The sequence below is a fragment of the Pedobacter steynii genome (genome assembly GCF_001721645.1).
GTDB lineage: Bacteria > Bacteroidota > Bacteroidia > Sphingobacteriales > Sphingobacteriaceae > Pedobacter > Pedobacter steynii_A.
In genome coordinates this window covers 216,823-236,718 of record NZ_CP017141.1, presented here as the reverse complement: position 1 = coordinate 236,718, position 19,896 = coordinate 216,823, and the positions used below count along the sequence as shown (strand labels likewise).

Annotated in this window: 21 protein-coding genes; 9 read left to right on the top strand and 12 right to left on the bottom strand. The window is 39.8% G+C overall.

Translation table 11 applies throughout. The features are described 5' to 3' along the window. Window positions 1-11: 11 nt before the first annotated feature. A complete protein-coding gene (locus BFS30_RS01030) occupies window positions 12-1,574 on the bottom strand; it encodes a hypothetical protein (protein WP_157262845.1) in 1,563 nt (520 codons plus the stop codon). Between the two features lie 170 nt (window positions 1,575-1,744). Here BFS30_RS01030 and BFS30_RS01025 point away from each other — a divergent pair, with 170 nt between their 5' ends. The 3 genes from BFS30_RS01025 (at window position 1,745) to BFS30_RS01015 (ending at window position 5,357) form a co-directional block, all read left to right on the top strand. Further along, the gene (locus BFS30_RS01025) at window positions 1,745-2,134 is read left to right on the top strand and encodes a DUF423 domain-containing protein (RefSeq protein WP_335645350.1); all 390 of its coding nucleotides are present in this window, start codon (window positions 1,745-1,747) and stop codon (window positions 2,132-2,134) included. A gap of 2 nt (window positions 2,135-2,136) precedes the next feature. Further along, the gene (priA, locus tag BFS30_RS01020) at window positions 2,137-4,614 is read left to right on the top strand and encodes a replication restart helicase PriA (protein ID WP_083252270.1); all 2,478 of its coding nucleotides are present in this window, start codon (window positions 2,137-2,139) and stop codon (window positions 4,612-4,614) included. 86 nt (window positions 4,615-4,700) lie between these two features. Beyond that, window positions 4,701-5,357 (top strand): protein-L-isoaspartate(D-aspartate) O-methyltransferase, encoded by a 657-nt coding sequence (locus tag BFS30_RS01015; RefSeq protein WP_069377570.1) that lies wholly within the window; start codon window positions 4,701-4,703, stop codon window positions 5,355-5,357. Between the two features lies 1 nt (window position 5,358). Here the strand turns inward: BFS30_RS01015 and smpB are convergent, their stop codons facing one another. From smpB to BFS30_RS01000, 3 genes are all read right to left on the bottom strand, one after another. Then, the gene (smpB, locus tag BFS30_RS01010) at window positions 5,359-5,814 is read right to left on the bottom strand and encodes an SsrA-binding protein SmpB (protein WP_069382221.1); all 456 of its coding nucleotides are present in this window, start codon (window positions 5,812-5,814) and stop codon (window positions 5,359-5,361) included. A gap of 164 nt (window positions 5,815-5,978) precedes the next feature. After that, the gene (locus BFS30_RS01005) at window positions 5,979-7,838 is read right to left on the bottom strand and encodes an Nramp family divalent metal transporter (protein WP_069377569.1); all 1,860 of its coding nucleotides are present in this window, start codon (window positions 7,836-7,838) and stop codon (window positions 5,979-5,981) included. A 1-nt stretch (window position 7,839) separates the two neighbouring features. Then, window positions 7,840-8,493 (bottom strand): metal-dependent transcriptional regulator, encoded by a 654-nt coding sequence (locus BFS30_RS01000; RefSeq protein ID WP_069377568.1) that lies wholly within the window; start codon window positions 8,491-8,493, stop codon window positions 7,840-7,842. 138 nt (window positions 8,494-8,631) lie between these two features. On the opposite strand from BFS30_RS01000, the gene BFS30_RS00995 reads away from it, so the two are divergent. Further along, window positions 8,632-9,102: an Lrp/AsnC family transcriptional regulator gene (locus BFS30_RS00995; protein WP_048906633.1), complete on the top strand. Its 471-nt coding sequence runs from the start codon at window positions 8,632-8,634 to the stop codon at window positions 9,100-9,102. A 74-nt stretch (window positions 9,103-9,176) separates the two neighbouring features. On the opposite strand, the gene ung is transcribed toward BFS30_RS00995, so the two are convergent. Beyond that, the gene (gene ung, locus BFS30_RS00990; protein WP_069377567.1) at window positions 9,177-9,854 is read right to left on the bottom strand and encodes a uracil-DNA glycosylase; all 678 of its coding nucleotides are present in this window, start codon (window positions 9,852-9,854) and stop codon (window positions 9,177-9,179) included. Window positions 9,855-9,858: 4 nt separating this feature from the next. Further along, window positions 9,859-10,371, bottom strand: a complete 513-nt coding sequence (locus BFS30_RS00985; protein WP_069377566.1) for a thioredoxin family protein — start codon at window positions 10,369-10,371, stop codon at window positions 9,859-9,861. A 145-nt stretch (window positions 10,372-10,516) separates the two neighbouring features. Between BFS30_RS00985 and BFS30_RS00980 the strand changes: the two genes are divergently transcribed. Then, window positions 10,517-11,056 carry a hypothetical protein gene (locus BFS30_RS00980; RefSeq protein ID WP_069377565.1) on the top strand — a complete coding sequence of 180 codons (540 nt, stop codon included), beginning with the start codon at window positions 10,517-10,519 and terminating at the stop codon, window positions 11,054-11,056. Window positions 11,057-11,102: 46 nt separating this feature from the next. On the opposite strand, the gene BFS30_RS00975 is transcribed toward BFS30_RS00980, so the two are convergent. The 6 genes from BFS30_RS00975 to BFS30_RS00950 form a co-directional block, all read right to left on the bottom strand. Next, a complete protein-coding gene (locus BFS30_RS00975) occupies window positions 11,103-11,315 on the bottom strand; it encodes a hypothetical protein (protein WP_069377564.1) in 213 nt (70 codons plus the stop codon). Window positions 11,316-11,402: 87 nt separating this feature from the next. Beyond that, complete coding sequence (gene lysS, locus BFS30_RS00970) at window positions 11,403-13,124, bottom strand: lysine--tRNA ligase (protein WP_069377563.1); 1,722 nt, start codon at window positions 13,122-13,124, stop codon at window positions 11,403-11,405. Between the two features lie 263 nt (window positions 13,125-13,387). Beyond that, window positions 13,388-15,295 carry an AMP-dependent synthetase/ligase gene (locus BFS30_RS00965; protein ID WP_069377562.1) on the bottom strand — a complete coding sequence of 636 codons (1,908 nt, stop codon included), beginning with the start codon at window positions 15,293-15,295 and terminating at the stop codon, window positions 13,388-13,390. A 101-nt stretch (window positions 15,296-15,396) separates the two neighbouring features. Then, window positions 15,397-15,723, bottom strand: coding sequence for a HesB/IscA family protein (locus BFS30_RS00960; RefSeq protein ID WP_069377561.1), 327 nt, complete (start codon window positions 15,721-15,723; stop codon window positions 15,397-15,399). A gap of 66 nt (window positions 15,724-15,789) precedes the next feature. Then, a complete protein-coding gene (iscU, locus tag BFS30_RS00955) occupies window positions 15,790-16,203 on the bottom strand; it encodes a Fe-S cluster assembly scaffold IscU (RefSeq protein ID WP_069382220.1) in 414 nt (137 codons plus the stop codon). A 66-nt stretch (window positions 16,204-16,269) separates the two neighbouring features. Then, window positions 16,270-17,481, bottom strand: coding sequence for an IscS subfamily cysteine desulfurase (locus BFS30_RS00950; protein ID WP_069377560.1), 1,212 nt, complete (start codon window positions 17,479-17,481; stop codon window positions 16,270-16,272). Between the two features lie 124 nt (window positions 17,482-17,605). On the opposite strand from BFS30_RS00950, the gene mce reads away from it, so the two are divergent. The 4 genes from mce to BFS30_RS00930 all read left to right on the top strand — a co-directional run bounded on the left by mce (window position 17,606) and on the right by BFS30_RS00930 (window position 19,894). Further along, the gene (gene mce / locus BFS30_RS00945; RefSeq protein ID WP_069377559.1) at window positions 17,606-18,013 is read left to right on the top strand and encodes a methylmalonyl-CoA epimerase; all 408 of its coding nucleotides are present in this window, start codon (window positions 17,606-17,608) and stop codon (window positions 18,011-18,013) included. Beyond that, window positions 18,013-18,300, top strand: coding sequence for a hypothetical protein (locus BFS30_RS00940; RefSeq protein ID WP_069377558.1), 288 nt, complete (start codon window positions 18,013-18,015; stop codon window positions 18,298-18,300). The genes mce and BFS30_RS00940 overlap by 1 nt, the downstream gene beginning before the upstream one ends. A gap of 95 nt (window positions 18,301-18,395) precedes the next feature. After that, on the top strand, window positions 18,396-18,644 hold the full coding sequence (locus tag BFS30_RS00935; protein WP_069377557.1) for a type B 50S ribosomal protein L31: 249 nt from the start codon (window positions 18,396-18,398) through the stop codon (window positions 18,642-18,644). Window positions 18,645-18,715: 71 nt separating this feature from the next. Then, on the top strand, window positions 18,716-19,894 hold the full coding sequence (locus tag BFS30_RS00930) for a GlmU family protein (RefSeq protein ID WP_069377556.1): 1,179 nt from the start codon (window positions 18,716-18,718) through the stop codon (window positions 19,892-19,894). Window positions 19,895-19,896: the final 2 nt, after the last annotated feature.

Here is a 19,896-nt window from a genome sequence, read left to right as displayed (position 1 = left end):
TGGTGAAAATATTAAAAATCTTTTTCAATAACCAGAGGTTTGCTTAGTAGAATATTACTTTGAAAGGTCCCGCGGTCTCCACTTAACTGGTATACGAAGGACTCATATTTTTTTAATCCTTTTTCTGACTGGAAATGCTTCAGGTAAGGAGAAGAGATGTTTTTATGAAGGAGTGGGATCGAGTTCTGGTGGTCCAGGTAAAAACTGATATTGGAATTATTGGGAATCTGATTATTGGTGTTTGTATAGCCAGGTGTATTGATCAGCAATTTGTTTGCCCTATACTGATCGAGGAAGAACTGCAAAGTGGCCGCATAATTAGAGAAAACCAGATAATTGTCTATGATAACATAATACGGTTTTTGATAAGATTTGAAGGGCAATCCAAAGTAGAGGTATAACAGGTCTGCTTCTTTAAAATGCTTGATTTCATCCGAATAATTGTCACTTAAATCCAGGAGTAACTGATTGAGTTTATCTCCATTTGTCAGGTTTATTGCGGCAAGTTTTTCGCCGGTATTCAATTGAAAATTTGAGAATTGGTTTTTGAAATAACGGGGGAAGAGTTCTTCCAGGTTTAAATGGTATTTCAGGTTTACCTCTTCAATAACCCTCGCTCTTTTTTTATCTTCTTTATGGTAACTGAACCATCTGTCCAGTCCTTTTCTCCAGTTGGCGTAACTGTCTACGGCATAAGTGGTGTAATCAGCAGTTTGTTCGGGGAAAATCGTGCTGATTGTGATTTTTTGAGGAGGTGTTTGAGAGAACAATTGATAATAGTGGTTCGGATCATTTAAATGTGTTGTGCCTGTAAAGAGGACCCGTTCCTTACTGTAATTATAGCTGAGTAAGGCAAATGCATCCTGGTGATCCAGGACAGCCAGTTCTCCGGTTAATTTTCCGGGTACGATAGATTTTAGTAAGGCCGGAATCCGGTTAAAGTTCAGGTAAAGCTGGGCAAGGCTGTTTTTGGAAAGCCTGCTGCCGGACTTGATATAGGATACAAAGCTGTCGTCTTTTTTATCAAAAGTCTTCGATAATATTTCTTTAACTGGCTGAAGGGTATTGGAAAGGAGAATCAGCTGGTCCTTTACGCCCAGATAAAACACGGTGCTGTCTGGAAGCGTAATCCTGGTCGCATTGTCAATGGGCTCTGTCAGGATGTTTCTGGATTTTAAGGCTTGAAAAAGCTGAGTTGTACTGACTTTATTTTCACTTTGAGTACTCAGGAGATAATTGATTTCCTTTTTTTCTCCGGAAAAGAAACCAATGTATATGGTTTGTTTGTGAATCAGTTTATTGATTCCAGGAGAGGAGAGCAAAAAAGTTTTCAGGGATTGCATTTGTTTCGCTTTATCTTCTCCAATAATTTCCCCGAAACTCTCCTGTCCCTTGAAAATATCCAGGATGCTCTTTTCATTTTCAAAAGAAAACACGAAACCCGACTGGTTCACTGCGGCATACAAGCTGAGGTCAGACTCGGCATGCTGTGTGTTCAGTTTTGAAAAATACAGGTAAGCCATGGCCACAATAGCGGTCAGGAGTACAATTATGGTAAAAAGGACCTTTTTCAAATCGGATATTTTTTTTCCCTTGTGAAGCCTGATTTAGCTTAATGATGAATGGTAAGCAATAAGCTGGCACAGGTTTCCTTGTTGTTCCTGCAAATTTAATTTAATAAGTTGGGATTACTAAGAAAATGCAGTCAAGTTTCTTAATTTTGGAGGATTAAAAAGCCGATTTTATGATGAGCAGACGTATTATTTTAACCGCATCTTTATTTGGATTGACCGCCGTAGTACTGGGTGCCTTTGGGGCCCATGGTTTAAAAAGTCAGGTTAGCCCTGCTGCTTTAGAGATTTGGACAAAAGGTGTGGAATACCAGTTCTATCATACTTTTGCCTTATTGTTCCTGTCGCAACTTAGCCTGAACCAACCAAAGCTGATCAAATTGGCCTATGGTTTCTTTACTTTTGGAATTATTCTGTTTTCAGGTTCCCTTTATTTGCTGGCAACCAGAGAGATCACCCATATTGGTTTTGCCAGTTTTATCGGTCCGGTAACGCCAATAGGTGGATTGTTGTTTATCCTGGGATGGTTGAGTTTATTTATGGCTGCTTCAAAAAGTAAATAATGATGGATTCTGATCAATTGGAATTCGAAGAACGGGAAACCCTGTTCATAGAAGTCATCCTGCCATTATCCCTGGCCAAAAATTACATTTACCGGGTTCCGTTTGACCTGAATGCGCAAGTGGCCATTGGAAAACGTGTCGTGGTACAATTCGGGAAAAACAAAATTTATACCGCTTTAATCAAGAGCATCAGTAAAAATGCCCCTGAGGTGTATCAGGCAAAATATATCATTGATGTGGTGGATGAACATCCGGTCATTACCACTTCTCAGCTGGAGTTCTGGGACTGGATGACGGGCTATTACCTTTGTAATGAAGGCGAAGTCATGTCGGCCGCCTTACCTGCGGGCTTAAAACTGGCCAGCGAGACCATCATCGTCCTTAAAGAAGAGTTTCCTCAGGATGGAGAAGTCTTAACTGCAAAACAGGAAGTGCTGATCAATGCTTTAAAAATTCACAACCGGCTGACGATAGATCAGGTTTCGGCTTTGTTAGGGCAGAAGACCGTCTATCCGATCATCAATACCCTGCTCGATAAGGAAATGGTTTACATCGCCGAGGAAGTGGTGGAGAAATATAAGCCGCTGCTGAAATCGTTTGTCAGCCTGCATGCTTTTTATCACGAAGAAGAAAACCTGAGACAATTGTTTTCGGTATTAGAGCGGGCTCCTAAACAGATGAATGCTTTGCTTACCTTTTTAAAGCTTTCTAAGCAACAAAGTGTAATTCCTAAGCAGCAACTGCTGGAGGAAAGTGATTGTGGTCAGGCTGCGCTTAAAACACTTGTGGAGAAAGAGATTTTTGTAATTGATAAGAAGCCGGTGAGCAGGTTGAAGGAGCAGGATGATGATTTCGTGCTGAACTTTGAACTGAGCGAGACACAAGCCGGTGCATTGACACAAATTGAGACAGAATTCGAACAGAAAGATGTGGTTTTACTACATGGGGTAACTGCTTCAGGTAAAACACAGGTTTATATAAAACTGATTGAAAAAGCAATTGAAAAAGGTGGACAAGTCCTTTTCCTGTTGCCGGAGATTGCGCTGACTACACAGATTGTAGAGCGTATCCAACGTTATTTCGGAGATGCGATTGGTGTGTATCATTCTAAGTTCAATAACAATGAAAGGGTAGAGATCTGGAATAAAGTGCTGAATGGAAAATACCGCATTGTTTTGGGTGCACGGTCGGCAGTCTTTCTGCCTTTCCAGGATCTGAAACTAATTGTGGTTGATGAGGAACATGAATCTTCGTATAAACAACAGGAGCCGGCACCACGTTACCAGGCCAGAGATGCAGCGGTATACCTCGCCTGGTTACATAAGGCGAAAGTTGTGCTGGGTTCTGCCACACCTTCAATTGAAAGTTATTTTAATGCCCTGCATCAGAAGTACGGATTGGTGACCATGACTGAAAGGTTTGGCGGGGTTGAGCTTCCTGTTCAGGAGGTCATCAGTATTGCAGAAGAAACCAAAAAGAAAAAGATGGTTTCTTATTTCTCCAATAAACTGGTTGATGAAATTGAGGCGACCTTACAAGTCAAAGAGCAGGTCATCTTATTTCAGAACAGGAGGGGTTATGCAACCATTCTCATTTGTGCCACCTGTGGTTATGCACCCAAATGTGTGAACTGTGATGTGAGCCTTACTTACCATAAAACAAGCGGAAAGCTGCATTGTCATTATTGCGGTTATCATCAGAACAGCATTAACATTTGTCCGGCATGTGGTTCTGTTCATATTGAACAGAAAGGCTTTGGAACAGAGCGGGTGGAAGAGGAGCTGAGCCTGATTTTTCCGGATGCTAAAATTGCCCGTTTAGATGTAGACAGCACGAGAACAAGAAATGGACTGCAGCAGATTATTTCGGATTTCCAGGAGAAGAAGACAGATATCCTGATCGGAACGCAGATGGTTGCAAAAGGGTTGGATTTTGATAATGTGACCCTTATCGGTGTGATCAACGCTGATACCCTTTTAAATTATCCGGATTTCCGCGCTTTTGAGAGGAGTTATCAGCTGCTGGCGCAGGTAGCCGGCAGAGCTGGCCGGAGGGATAAGCAGGGAAAGGTAGTTATCCAGGCCTATGACGATAAACACCGGATCATCGGACAGGTAATTGAAAATAAATACCAGGAGATGTATACGGATGAAATCAGGGAAAGAAGGGAGTTTCATTACCCACCATTTACCCGTATGATCTTTGTCAATATTAAACATAAAGATATGAACCTGCTCAATGTTGCTGCTCAGCAGTTTGCTACTGCATTGAGAACACAGTTGGGAAACCGGGTGTTGGGACCGGAGCAGCCTATGGTTGGCCGGATCCGGAATTATTACATCAAACAGATCATCATCAAGAGTGATAAAAATACAGCCATTACAAAAGTAAAATCTGTACTGAAGGAGGTGATCCTGGAATTCCAATCCCAAAAAGACTATAGAAGTGCTATCGTTCAGGTAGATGTGGATCCATACTAGTTTTATAGCGATTGATACTGTGAGGATTAGAATTTTACCTTTGATTATGTATCGGGATTAGCTTACAAAAACCTATTTTTGACTTAATGGCGTATAAGTTTGTAGACAATTACAGAGAGCGGGGAGCGAGAAAGAAATTAGTTGCTCATCTCGAAAGCAGGGGGATCACAGATCAGAATGTGCTGAATGCTATCGGTAAAGTGCCGCGTCATTTTTTCTTCGATGAGACTTTCTGGAACCAGGCCTATAAAGACATTGCCTTTCCAATTGGAGATGGCCAAACCATTTCACAGCCTTATACCGTTGCCTACCAAAGCGAATTGCTGCACATTAAAAAGGGGGATAAGGTATTGGAAATTGGTACAGGTTCGGGGTATCAAACCTGCATTTTAATGGAATTGGGAGCGAATGTTTATACCATCGAACGTCAGGAAAGTATTTACAGACACACCATCAGAGTTTTGCCTGGAATGGGCTATAATGCCAATTTTTTCTTTGGAGATGGCTCTAAGGGCATTGCAGAGCATGCGCCTTACCATAAAATTATTGTCACTGCCGGAGCGCCGTTTGTACCTGAAATTCTGTTAAAACAACTGAAAATAGGAGGCATTCTAGTGATTCCGGTCGGAGATGAACACTCTCAGAAAATGGTGACGGTAATCAGGGTAAGCGAAACGGATTATGAGCGTATAGAGCTCGATACTTTCCGCTTCGTTCCTTTGGTAGGAGATCAGGCCTGGTAAGTTAAAACTTCATTGCCCGATCCATTTCTCTTTTGGATTCCCTGTCTTTTATACTATCTCTTTTATCGAATTCTTTTTTACCCTGGGCCAGTGCGATCTGGATTTTGGCAAAACCTCTTTCATTGGTATAGATTCTTAAAGGAACAATTGTATATCCTTTTTCTTCACTTTTTGCTTTCAGTTTCTTCAACTCTTTTTTATGGAGCAGTAAAACGCGATCGCGTTTAATATCGTGGTGATGAAAAGAGCTGTGGCTGTATTCTGAAATGTGTAAATTTCTGACGTAAAGAACCTCACCTATGAACATGCAAAATGCATCTGACATATTGGCCTTACCTTGTCTGATGGCTTTGATCTCTGTCCCCAAAAGGGCAATTCCTGCATTAAATTCCTCAACTATATGGTAATCAAAGTAGGCTCTCTTATTTTTAATCTGAATATCGTTCTTCATTTGTATCTGTTGTTGTTTCTTCAACCATCATCTGAAAAGCCAGAAAACGCATACAGCTGATTCAGCTGTGGATGATTGGTTCAAAGTCCTTATCAAACCTGAACTCCATTAATTTGTTCAGGTTTGATAAGAATAGCGCTAATATCCGAAAGAAATTTGATTTCTGGATTTTATCGTACAATTAATACCGGAATAGTTACTTTATGTCTGACAGAATTGACGGTTGTTCCCAAAATCAGGTCTTTTAAACCCTGATGTCCATGGGCACCCATAACCAGTAATTCCAGGTTATTTTGTTTACTGATTTCTACGATTGCATTGACTGTTCCTCCATAGCCAATATGGGCTGTCGCCTGATAACCCAGTTCCTTCAGGTTTGTCCGGTATTTTTCCAGGTTCTCCGCATCGCTTTGTGTCTCATAGTCAAGCACAGAATTACCATGATACCTTGCTGCCGCAGTTTCTACCACATGAATCAGGTAGTAATTGGCATGTTTTCCACCCTGAAGCAGCGCATGACGAATGGTATTTCTATCATTTTTGGAGAAATCTACGGTAATTCCAATACGCGAATAGCTGATTTTTTCTACACTCTCAATATCCAGGGCAACTCCATGCGGAACATTATTGTGTTCCTCTTTTCTGGAACTCAGAAATGGGTAAATGAAAATGTAAAGCAATAACAATCCGATCAGAATGGCCAGCGGGATGATAATAACGTATAGATACCAGCCTCCTGAACTGGACCATCCGGTGATTTCTTCCACCACAAGCTTTACATTCAGTCCTACGATCATCAGCGAACTCACCCAGGCCAGTACTTTTACCCAGGGCTTGATCGCAAAACCTTTCATGGTTTTCTTATCAGAGGTAAAATGGATCAGGGGAATTACTGCAAATCCCAGTTGTAAACTCAACACTACCTGGCTCAGAATTAACAATCCCCCCAGTGCACTTTCGCCAAACCACATAATGGTAAAAAAAGCAGGGATGATGGCCAGCAAACGGGTAATCAGCCGACGCAACCAGGGCTGTATCCTCAGTTTCAGGTGGCCTTCCATTACGATCTGTCCGGCAAGGGTTCCGGTAACTGTAGAACTTTGTCCGGCAGCAATCAATGCAATGGCAAAGAGGGCAGGAGCTACGTTACCAAAGATGTTTTGCAACAACTTATGGGCATCCTGAATCTCCGCCACTTCATGTAATCCATTCTTATAAAATGCCGCTGCGGCTAGAATTAAGATCGCTGCATTGACAAAAAATGCAAGATTCAGGGCAACCGCAGTATCAATAAAGTTAAACTTAATGGCTTCTTTGATTCCCTTCTGATCCCGTTCAAACTTTCGGGTTTGTACGAGTGAGGAATGAAGGTACAGGTTGTGTGGCATTACCGTAGCACCAATAATACCGATAGCAATGTATAACGCATCCCCGGATAGCATAGAAGGCTCGAAGCCTTTCACGATATCTTTTAACGAGGGTTCTACAATGAACATCTCTACTAAAAAGGAAAGGCCAACAATAAATACCATGGAAACAATGAAAGCTTCCATCTTTCTCATTCCTTTATTGAGCAGAAACAGCAATAAAACCGTGTCAAAGATAGTGACACTGATCCCCCATATCAGGGGAAGTCCGAATAGCAGCTGCAGACCGATGGCCATACCAATGATTTCTGCCAGGTCGCAGGCGATAATGGCGGTCTGAGCAAGGCCGAATAAGGGGATGTTGATCCATTTCGGATAGGCATTTCTCGAGGCTTGTGCCAGATCCAGACCGCGAACGATGCCTAGTCTCGCGCTCAGCGATTGTAACAACAAGGCAATGAGGTTAGACATCAGCAGGATCCAGATCAGCTGGTAGCCAAATTTGCTTCCCCCTGCAATGTCAGTTGCCCAGTTTCCTGGGTCCATATAGCCCACGCTGACCAGATAAGCCGGGCCGATAAAAGATAAAATACGACGCCAGCCGGTACGTTTGCTGGTGTCTACACTTTGGTTTACTTCGCTTAGTGATTCGGAATGCTTCATATTAAATCCTGATGAGTATGTGCTTGGCCACTTCTCTGGTTACACTGATTTTTTTGTCTTCCATCATGATTTCTACAGAACCGTCGAAATCTGTTATGGTTGCTAATGTTAATGTTTTGCCCAGGGTAAGTCCTAGTTTTTCAAGGTGTTTTAAGAATGCAGAGGAATGTTCACTGACTCCCATGATCAGGCCTTGTTCACCAGCCTGTAGTTTACTGAGCCTGGTAAATGGAATGGCATCAAATTTTCCATGTTTATCAGGAATGGGATCCCCATGAGGATCATTTTTTGGATACAGCAGAAACTCATCCAGACGCTCTACCAGCTCCGGAGAATTGATGTGTTCCAGTTCTTCTGCAATATCATGTACCTCGTCCCATTTAAAGTTTAGTTTTTCCACAAGAAAAACTTCCCATAAGCGGTGTTTCCGTACAATATTAATGGCAGCCTGCTTTCCTGTTACTGTTAAACGGACTCCCTGGTATTTTTTATAGTCGATTAATTGTTTGTCGGCAAGTTTTTTAATCATGTCTGTTACTGAAGCTGCTTTAGTCTGCATTTTTTCAGCAATAGCATTGGTTTGTACCGCCTGGTCATTATTTTCCGATAAATGATAGATAATTTTCAGGTAGTTCTCTTCCGTAAATGATTGCATTTTTGTGTATCTAACTAAATGTTTAGACAAATCTAAAAAAATAAAAAGAAATAAACTATAAATTTTTATATGATTATTAGAATAAAATTTGGTGAATAACACATTGATATTCTACCTTTGACGATATTTTAAACACAGATGGCAGCAGAATTAGATAAAACAGACTTTAAAATACTTAAATTACTACAGGAGAACGGTAGGATTACCAACTTACTTTTATCTCAGGAGATTGGACTCTCTCCGGCACCGACTTTAGAACGGGTACGTAAACTGGAGATGTCTGGCTTTATAAAGAGTTACCATGCATTGGTTGACGAGGAGAAATTGGGTTTAGGAATTAAAACTTTTATCCAGGTTCAACTGGATTTTCATAAGAACAATACTATCCAGATTTTTCTTGATGAGGTGAATCAGATTAAAGAGATTACAGAATGCCACCATGTTACCGGACAGGCAGATTTTCTGTTAAAGGTATATGTGAACGATATCAAAGCTTATGAGCGTTTGATTATGGATAAAATCAGTAAGATTTCTGTAGTGAAAACTTTTCAGACGATGATGATCATGTCTACAACTAAAAAGGAACCGATTGTTCCTTTGGAGTATTAAGTTATTTTTAACAACAGGGGCATTTCCCTGTTTGATTTGTAAATAGGGGTTTGTTTTGACAAACCCCTATTTTTTTAAGCGATCTGCCAGTCAATTGGCTCCTGCCCCTGCTGAATCAGTTTCGCATTTGTTTTGGAAAAGTGCTTACTTCCAAAGAAACCGTTATAAGCGGAGAAAGGAGAGGGGTGAGCTGCGGCAAGCACAGTATGTTTGCCGGTATCGATCAATGCAGCTTTATTTTGCGCATATCTTCCCCAAAGAATGAAAACCAGTCCTTCTCTCTGAGCGGATAGTTCTGTGATGATCTTGTCTGTAAAGGTTTCCCATCCTTTTCCCTGATGGGATCCGGCTGTTTGCGCCCTTACGGTTAAGGTGGCGTTCAGTAATAAAACTCCCTGATCAGCCCATTGGGTAAGGTTTCCGTGTGCAGGAATCTTAAATCCGGGAATATCTTCCTGCAATTCTTTATAGATGTTTTTTAAAGAAGGGGGAATGGTCATCCCTTTTTGTACAGAGAAAGATAAGCCATGTGCTTGTCCGACTCCATGGTAAGGGTCTTGTCCCAGAATGACCACTTTTACCTGATCAAAAGGAGTATGGTTCAGTGCATTAAAAATATCAGCACCTTTAGGGTAAATGGTATATCCATTTTCTTTTTCTTCCAGTAAGAATGCTTTTAAAGCTTTCATGTATGCTTTATCAAACTCACCGTCCAGGGCTTTTACCCAGCTTTTATCTAAATCAACAGACATAAAATTATTTTTTTGCTAAGATACTCAACATATCTTTTTCCAGGGTCTCCTTTGGTGATTCAATAATACGACCTATTTCTATTCCTTTTTCTGTGAAGATAAAGGTGGGTACATGTAAAATGTTTAAATGATCTATAAGGCCATTTTCTGCCTTTTTGCTGCGGTCTACACAAATGAGGCTCAGTTTCTTTTCGGCTACCCCAAGTGCATCCAGAATTTTGTAGAAACGTGGAACCTGTAAATGGCTGTCCCCACACCAGGTACCCATTACAATGGTTATCTTTTTGCCTTTTAGCAGTGGCTTTAATGCTTTTAGTATGGCACTGTCGGGTTGATAGCCGGGATATTCGATATCATACCTGCTCTTCATTTCGGGAATCATACTTAGTCCTTCTCTGCTGCAGGTATTGATCAATCCAAGCACATTGCCTGCATCGTCCTGGATTTTTTTATTGATTTCTTGTGAACTGGCATTCATAGCAAATAGTAGTAATATGGCGCTGATTAATTTTTTCATCCTTATTATAGGCTTATAATGATCTGTAATCGCTGTATCCGTTTAAAGAGGTCAGCGCTCCTTCCTTTTTTTGTTGAAATTATAACTTTAAATCTACTTTTTGTTATATAAACACGATATTTGCAAAAAATAATTTAAAAGGAATATGCCAAATATAGTTCGCCTTATTTTAGGTTTTGCAGTGTTAGGAGGGGCGATTGCCCTGATGGTCTTCGGTTTATGGGGATGGGGAATTTTAGCATTTTTCATAAGTATTTTAATATTGGTGACTTATTTCTTCAACGAAAATATGTTGCTTGCTCAATGGTACCTGAGAAAGGATAACATGCCTAAATCAGAGGTTTTTTTAAACAGGATTACCAACTATGAGAAACAACTGATCAGAAACCAACATGGTTACTATAACTTGTTGATTGGTTTAATTGAATCCAGAAAAGCACCTATGGCTTCTGAAAAATACTTTAAGAAAGCACTTTCTTTAGGAATGACGATGGACCACAATATTGCATTGGCTAAATTAAGCCTTGCAGGAATTGCAATGGGAAAGAGAAACAAAAGAGAAGCGCAGATGTATCTGACAGAAGCGAAGAAAGCCGATAAAAATAAATTACTTGCTGATCAGATCAAACAAATGAAAGATCAGATGGGAATGATGGACAGACAACAACAAGTAAGATACAGATAACATCTAAAGAAAAAACAGATAAAAAGCCACATGCAAATGTGGCTTTTTATTTTTCACTCAATCTGTCGAAATTCTCAACGCTGTCACGTGTAGTTCTACTGATGATATCATCTTCCATATAATCCTTTTTCTTGCTGAAGAACAACTGCTCTGATTGAATCCTGGTGATCAACTGGCGGATCAGGGTAAGGTCAAATGCTTCTTTACTCAGCTTAATACAATATTCTTTTTCGGTTATTTCTAAACTTGAACTGTTCATAATTTTCTATAATTTAAATACATCTAAAAATAAAAAAGGCTTGCTACATTATTTGTAGCAAGCCTTTAAATTTTTGTTATCTGTTTGTTAAGAAAACCAGGCAGTTACGTCGTCTTTTGAAGGCATCGTTAATTCTAGCTTCATTTTCTTACGCATTCCTCCTAAATCATTAAAAACTTTATTTGGATTCGCTGCTTTTAACTCTTCAATTGTGTTAATATTCATTTTTCTGATCACCTGAACCCATTCTGCAGGGATCCCGGCATTAACGAAATCTTCATCAGTAGTAATTTTTGCTTTTTTCTCCGGTCTCATCTGAGGGAAGAACAATACTTCCTGAATGGTAGACTGGTTGGTCATCAGCATGACTAATCTGTCGATTCCGATTCCTAAACCTGAAGTCGGAGGCATTCCATATTCCAAAGCACGGATAAAATCATCATCCATAGCCATGGCTTCATCATCACCTCTTGCTGCCAGTTTTAGCTGATCTTCCAGACGTTCTTTCTGATCGATCGGATCATTCAGCTCAGAATAGGCATTTGCAATTTCCTTTCCGTTTACAAATAATTCGAACCTTTCTACCAAACCTTCTTTACTTCTGTGTTTTTTTGCAAGCGGGGTCATCTCCAAAGGATAATCAGTAATGTAAGTAGGCTGGATCAGGTTGGCTTCTACTTTCTCGCTAAACAATTCATCGATCAGCTTACCTCTGCCCATGGAAGGATCAACTTCAATATTCAGGCTTTTGCAAACCTCTTTGATTTCGTCTTCTGTCATGGCGGAAACATCAATGCCAGTGTATTTCTGGATCGACTCGTACATGGTCAGTTTTTCATAAGGGCCTTCAAAGTTGATGGTATGCTTACCCACTTCAATGGCTGCTTTTCCATGAATAGCCAGGGTAATTTTCTCCAGACATTCTTCTACCATAGCCATCATCCAGATATAATCTTTATAGGCTACATAGATCTCCATAGAAGTGAATTCCGGATTATGCGTACGGTCCATTCCTTCATTTCTGAACATCTTACCGAACTCATATACGCCGTCGAAACCGGCTACGATCAACCTTTTAAGGTACAATTCGTTTGCGATACGCAGGTATAAAGGCATATCCAGGGTATTGTGATGCGTGGCAAAAGGACGTGCAGCAGCACCACCATGAATGGGTTGAAGGATCGGTGTTTCCACTTCCATCCATCCCTGCTCATCAAAATAGTTCCTCATGGTATTGATCACTTTGGAACGGTTGATGAAGATCTGTTTGAATCCCGGGTTTACCGTAAGATCCACATAACGCTGTCTGTAGCGCATCTCCGGATCCGTAAAACCATCGTAAATATTTCCTTCCTCATCACGTTTTACCACTGGTAAAGGTTTTAAGGATTTAGATAGTAGTTTAAACTCCGTAACGTGAAGTGAAATCTCTCCGGTCTGCGTAGTGAAAACATAACCTTTTACACCGATAAAATCGCCAAGATCTAACAACTTCTTAAATACAGTATTGTACAGGGTCTTATCTTCATCAGGGCATAGATCGTCTCTTTTCAGATAAACCTGGATCCTGCCTGTGGAGTCTTGTAATTCAATAAAAGAAGCACTTCCCATAATTCTACGGGTCATGATACGACCTGCAATGCTGATATTCTTATAAGCTGTTTTATCTCTTTCGTAGTTAGCTAAAATATCTGCAGCATTAGCATTGATTTCAAATGCTTCGGCAGGGTAGGGATCAATCCCTAATTCACGGAGTTGATTTAGCGAATTTCTGCGCAATAACTCTTGTTCTGATAGTCCTGTACTCATATATGTGATCTGTCCGGCTAGGGCCGGAAAATGTTTGTTGTGTTATTGATTTAACACTGAATTTAGTGTTGAACGCAAAAATAGTGATTTGAAGCCTTTATTTATACATGTATAATAATTATTATACATGTATTGCGCTTAATTTCTCAAATTCAAATTTGAATTAAAAAAGTACCATGTCCAATCTAATGGTGATGATGCCTTTCCGTTTACTTAGCTATATTTCTATACTTTTCGGTATTAAATCGTAATGTGAGGATCAATTAATCCGCTTCTACAGATTCCGCATACATTTCATCAATATATCCTGCATACTTTTTCTCGATTACCTTTCTTTTTGCTTTCATAGTTGGTGTCATTTCACCATCCTCAATGCTAAAAGGGTTTCTTTTGATCTTGAAATTCTTGATGCGTTCAAATTTCGCCAGCTCATTGGATAGCTTTTTAATGTCCTGTCCGATCCAGTCTACAATTTCTTTATCGTCAATGAACAGATCAGGCTGCTGGAAAAAAGATTCCGGAAGTTTGAATTGTTCCTGCATGTTTTCTCTGTTCGGGATAATAAAAGCAGTCAGGTACTCTCTTTTGTCGCCAATTAAAAACAGCTGATCAATTTTAAGGCTTTTGAGGTAAATGTTTTCAACGGGAGTAGGGTAAACATTTTTTCCATAGGCATTCACGATCATATTTTTTAAACGATCCGTAATCTGAAGGTTTCCTTTGAAAAAGCGGCCAATATCTCCGGTATGGAACCAGTCGTGTTTATCTATTGCTTCTGCTGTTTCTGCCGGTTTATTAAAATATCCCTGCATTACACAATGTCCACGGACAATAATTTCCCCTTCTTCACATTCAAAATCTTCCTTAAAAGATTCATGTGTCTGAATACTGATCATTTCTTTGGTTTCCACGTTCTGGATACCGATTTCTATTCCTGGAATTACCCGTCCAACCGTACCATATACCTGTCTGTCGTATTCCGTAACCGCCATTACCGGCGATGTTTCCGTAAGCCCGAAGCCTTCCAGAATTTTGATGCCCAGATTGCCAAAGAATTCACCTACATTTTTCGGTAATGCTGCTCCACCGGAAATCATAAACTTCAATCTTCCGCCGGTTTTCTCTTTAATTTTGCTGAATACCAGTTTTTCCGCAATTGCTTTTTTTCCGGACAATATTATACCAGGACTTTTTCCAGCTTCTTTCTGGCGTCGGTAATCTTGCCCTACTTCCAATGCCCAAAGGAAAATCTTTGATTTTAACCCTCCGCCTGCGGTTCCGCTTTTGATGGCTTTATCATGGATCTTTTCCAGTAAACGTGGCACACAGCTCATGACAGTAGGTTTGATCTCTCCCATGTTTTTGGCCAGCAGTTCCAGGCTTTGGGCATAGGCAATTTTGCAACCCTGGGCACAGCATACATGATAGGTAGCTGTTCGCTCAAACACATGAGAGAGCGGAAGGAAAGATAAAAAGGTCTCCGTCTCGTCGATCACAGGAATTTGCTGCAGACAAACCTTTACGTTTTCGACGAAGTTACTGTGGGATAACATCACTCCTTTAGGGGTGCCTGTTGTACCTGAAGTATAGATCAGAGAGGAAATATCTGATGGACGCAATGCAGTACGTAATTTTGTGATTTCCATTCCTCTTTCAGCAGTTACTTCGGTTTTCAGTATTTCTGAAAAACTGATGATTTCTGCTTTCAGGTCTTCCGGTAAAGTTATCTTTTGATATTCTGCAAAAACAGGGACAATGTATTGCAGTTGCCTGCAGTTTTCCGCTATTTTAATTACTTTTTTATATAGAAAAGGACTGCCAATTAATATAGCCCTGATTCCTGAGTCGTTGATGATGTATTCTACTTCATGTTCAGAAAGGGTGGGGTAGATGGATACATTGATTGCCCCGATTTGCTGAATACCCTGATCATAATATACGTATTCAGGCGAGTTTTCAATCATAAGGCCCATCCTGTCGCTTTTTACAATTCCTTTATCCAGGAAAAAGGAAGAAACGGCATCAGCATTTTCAAGTGTTTTTCCAAAAGAGATCTCTTCCCATGTGGTATTATTCTTATGAATAAGAAAGGTTTCCTCTGGTTTATGGATGTTTTCCACTACATTTCTCAAGAGGCTTGGGACTGTAGAAAACTCATTGAATAGTACCATATTGATTTATTTTTTTGATTGGAGGGACAATGATAAACTTTTTTCTCCGGAAATGAAAAAAGGGCACTATTGTGCCCTTTATATTCAATAAGGTTTGTTTGTTAAACAGAGAAGCTTTCGCCACAGCCACAAGAGCGGCTGGCATTTGGATTATTGAAGTTAAATCCCTTTCCGTTTAATCCATCGGTAAAGTCAAGTTCAGTACCTGCCAGATATAAGAAGGATTTCATGTCTAATGCAATCCTGATTCCTCTATCTTCAAAAAACTGATCTCCGGCTTTCTCTTCGTTATCAAAATCTAAATTATAGGATAAACCAGAGCAACCTCCACCTTTAACAGAGACGCGCAAAAAATATTTATCATCCAGATGAGAATCCTGCATCAGGTGATCAATTTTGATTTTCGCTTTATCGGTTATCGTAATCATCTTTTATAAAATTTTAAGTTAAGAATGATAAATCAAATGATATACCAAACTTAAATCTGATAAAAATTAGTGATGAGATTTAGGCATCTCAATCGGCTCCATACCGTTTTTCACACGGTAATCGTTAATTGCCGATTTGATGGCATCTTCTGCCAATACAGAACAGTGGATTTTTACCGGAGGTAATGCCAGTTCTTCCACGATATCCATATTGTCAATAGTTAAAGCTTCATCAACAGTTTTTCCTTTTAACCATTCTGTAGCCAAAGAAGAAGAAGCAATTGCAGATCCGCAACCAAAGGTTTTGAATTTTGCATCTGTAATTACATTGTTTTCATCTACTTCAATCTGCAGGCGCATAACGTCACCACATTCAGGTGCACCAACTAATCCTGTTCCAACAGATTTGCTATCTTTATTTAAGGTACCAACGTTTCTTGGGTTGGTATAGTGTTCCATTACTTTTTCTGAGTATGCCATTTTGTTTTCCTCCAAATCCCTCATCAGAGAGATTCATTTAAATATTGTTTTATTTAAGGGTTGAGCTTAGTGCTCTGCCCATTCAATTTTACTTAAGTCAATTCCTTCTTTAAACATTTCCCATAGCGGAGAAAGATCTCTCAGGTGGTTAACTGCTTTTTTAGTGTTTTCAATAGCATAATCAATTTCTTCTTCAGTCGTAAAACGACCCAAGCCGAAACGGATAGAAGAGTGTGCTAAATCATCAGACAGACCTAAGCTTTTTAACACGTATGAAGGTTCCAGTGAGGCTGAAGTACAAGCCGAACCTGAAGATACTGCTAAATCTTTCATAGCCATCATCAGACCTTCACCTTCTACATATTTAAAGGAGATATTTGCTACGTGTGGCAAACGGTGTTCTACATTACCATTTACATAACTTTCTTCCATCTGGCTCAATGATGCTTCCAGTTTATCCCTTAAAGCGGACAAACGTTTTGCTTCTTCATCCATTTCCAGACGACAAAGCTCACATGCTTTACCTAAACCAACGATTCCAGGTACGTTTAAAGTTCCTGAACGCATGCCACGCTCATGACCACCACCATCAATCTGTGCGGTTACTTTAACCCTTGGGTTTTTGCGGCGTACATATAATACACCAACACCTTTAGGACCGTACATTTTATGTGCAGAGAAAGCCATTAAGTCAATTCCGTCTGCATTTACGTCTACAGGAATCTTTCCTACAGCCTGTGTTGCATCAGTCATGAATAAGGCACCGTATTTATGGGCAATCGCCGAAATTTCTTTAACAGGCTGAATCACACCAATCTCATTGTTACCATACATTATGGTTACTAAGATCGTCTGTTCAGTCATTGCTGCTTCCAGTTCCTGAAGATCGATTAATCCATCTTCTTTCACTTTCAGGTAAGTTACTTTAGCACCTAATTTCTCCAGGTGTTTACAAGTATCTAAAACAGCTTTGTGCTCAGTAGTAGCGGTAATGATATGGTTACCTTTTTCCTGGTACATTTCATAAACCCCTTTGATACCTAAATTGTCTGCCTCTGTGGCTCCTGAAGTAAAGATGATTTCTTTTTCAGTACAGCCAATCAGTTTTGCCGCTTGTTCACGGGCGTAATCAACACCTTCTTCAGCAACCCATCCAAAAGCATGGTTACGGCTGGCAGCATTACCAAATTTGCTGGTGAAATATGGTAGCATCGCTTCTAATACCCTTGGATCAAGAGGAGTAGTTGCATTGTTATCTAAGTAAATAGGAAGTTCCATTGTATATATTTATTCTTATTAATACACAAAGGTACGAAAAAAGAATGCCAACAATTATAAATAATAGCTATGAGGATATAGTTAAAACATGCATTTTTACATTTTTCTAACCGTTTAAACATAGATGAGGAAAATTGAGCATATTGGTATTGCTGTTAAAGACCTGGACTTATCCTGTGATCTGTACGAAAAGTTATTGAATACGGCTTGCTATAAAAGAGAAGAAGTTGCTTCTGAAGGGGTGAATACCGCCTTTTTTAAAACCGGGGAAAACAAAATTGAATTGTTATCTGCCACGAATGCGGATAGTCCGATTGCGAAGTTCCTGGAAAAGAAAGGAGAGGGGATTCATCACATCGCTTTTGACGTGGAAGATATTTATGAGGAAATGGACCGTCTGAAAAAGGAAGGTTTTGTCTTATTAAATGAGGAACCAAAAACAGGGGCCGACAATAAACTGATCTGCTTCCTGCATCCTAAAGGAACAAATGGTGTCCTGGTAGAATTATGTCAGGAAATAAAACTGAAATAATGGACGAACTGAAGTCGCTGATCACCATTGTTAGCCGGGATTTTGAGATTGATGATTTATTATCGGAGTCTTTACTGAGAGAAAGATTGATTGAGGCCTTTGCATACCTGCTGGATAATGATATTTCTAAAATGATGAATATATTATATCGTACAGATGTGGATGAAGATAAATTGAAAAAACTTTTGATCAGTAATTCCGAGCTTCCTTCAGCGGAAGTCATCGCTGAGGCCTATTTAAGCAGGCAAAAAGAGAAAATCGAGACCCGGAAAAAGTATAGTAGATAATTTTTCCACACTTACTTGCTATTGAAAAATAATTTTAGGATATTTGCAACCTTAAAAATAAGCGAGAAATAAGGAAATAATAATATATAAGCATTATGAAAAAAGATCTGCATCCATCAAACTATAGATTTGTAGTATTTAAAGATATGTCAAACGAATATTCTTTTTTAACTAAATCTTGTGTAGATACTAAAGAGAGTATTCAGTGGGAAGATGGTAACGAATATCCTCTTTACAAATTAGAGATTTCTCATACTTCACACCCTTTCTATACTGGTAAAATGAAGTTGGTAGATACTGCTGGTCGTATCGATAAATTTAAAACTCGTTACGCTAAGAAGTAATTATACCAAAAAAGGTAATTATTTTAAGTCCCGATGCTGTTGCTTCGGGACTTTTTTTATTTTTGTAGCTTATGATAATCAATTTATTTGATGATAATGCCTGGCTATCCCTTCGCCCGTTATCTTTTACCAGACCGGTTGCCGATCTTCGTGTAGGAATTTTAACCATAGCTCAGAAATGGGAAAAATACCTGGGGGCTGCTGCCGGTTTTTTTACCGCTCCTTATCTTGCTGCTAAATATCTTGCCCAATCCGGGGCTACACTGGCTATTAACGGATCAATATGTCCGGATGCCGGATTACTGGAGGCGATCGACAAACTTTCTGAGGGAGAGGTTTTAAAACAGCAGGATCTGGTGATCGCCTATCGCGGAATAGCAGGTATGCAACCGGATCAGGCTTTAACTTTGGCCCCTGTAATTTATGATCAGGAACTGACCAGAATTTATTATCCTGAAGATATCTTTAAGAACAATGACGCGGAGCTTAAAAAAGATTTTGCCTTATTAACGAAAGGCAGGACTTCTCAGTTGCTGAGTGCGACCAATGTTTTGATCGGAGACCAGATTTTTGTCGAAGAAGGAGGCGGTGCCGAATGTTCGACATTCAACAGTCTGAACGGTCCTATATATATAGGTAAAAACAGTCAGGTTTGGGAAGGTACCCATATCCGTGGATCTTTTGCACTATGCCATGATTCACAGGTGAAAATGGGGGCTAAAATCTACGGACAGACTACAATCGGACCTTTTAGCAGGGTTGGTGGGGAGATCAATAATGCCGTCATCTGGGGTTATTCCTCTAAAGGCCATGAAGGTTACCTGGGCAATTCAGTGCTCGGACAATGGTGTAACATCGGCGCAGATACCAATAACTCTAACCTTAAAAACAACTATGCTGAAGTTAAACTCTGGGATTATAAAACGGAGAACTTCCGCAAAACAGGTTTGCAGTTTTGTGGCCTGATCATGGCTGACCATGCAAAATGCGGGATCAATACCATGTTTAATACCGGAACGGTGGCTGGAGTAAGTGCCAATATTTTTGGATCCGGCTTCCCGAGAAATTTCATCCCTGACTTTGCCTGGGGCGGTGCACATGGCTTTGAAACCTATAACCTGGATAAAATGTTCGAAACTACCGAGAAGGTTTTTGAACGTAGAAAAACTGCATTTGATGAGGTGGAAAAGAATATCTTAAAAGAAGTTTTTGAGCAGACTCAAATTTACAGACAATCCTATAATAATTAGAA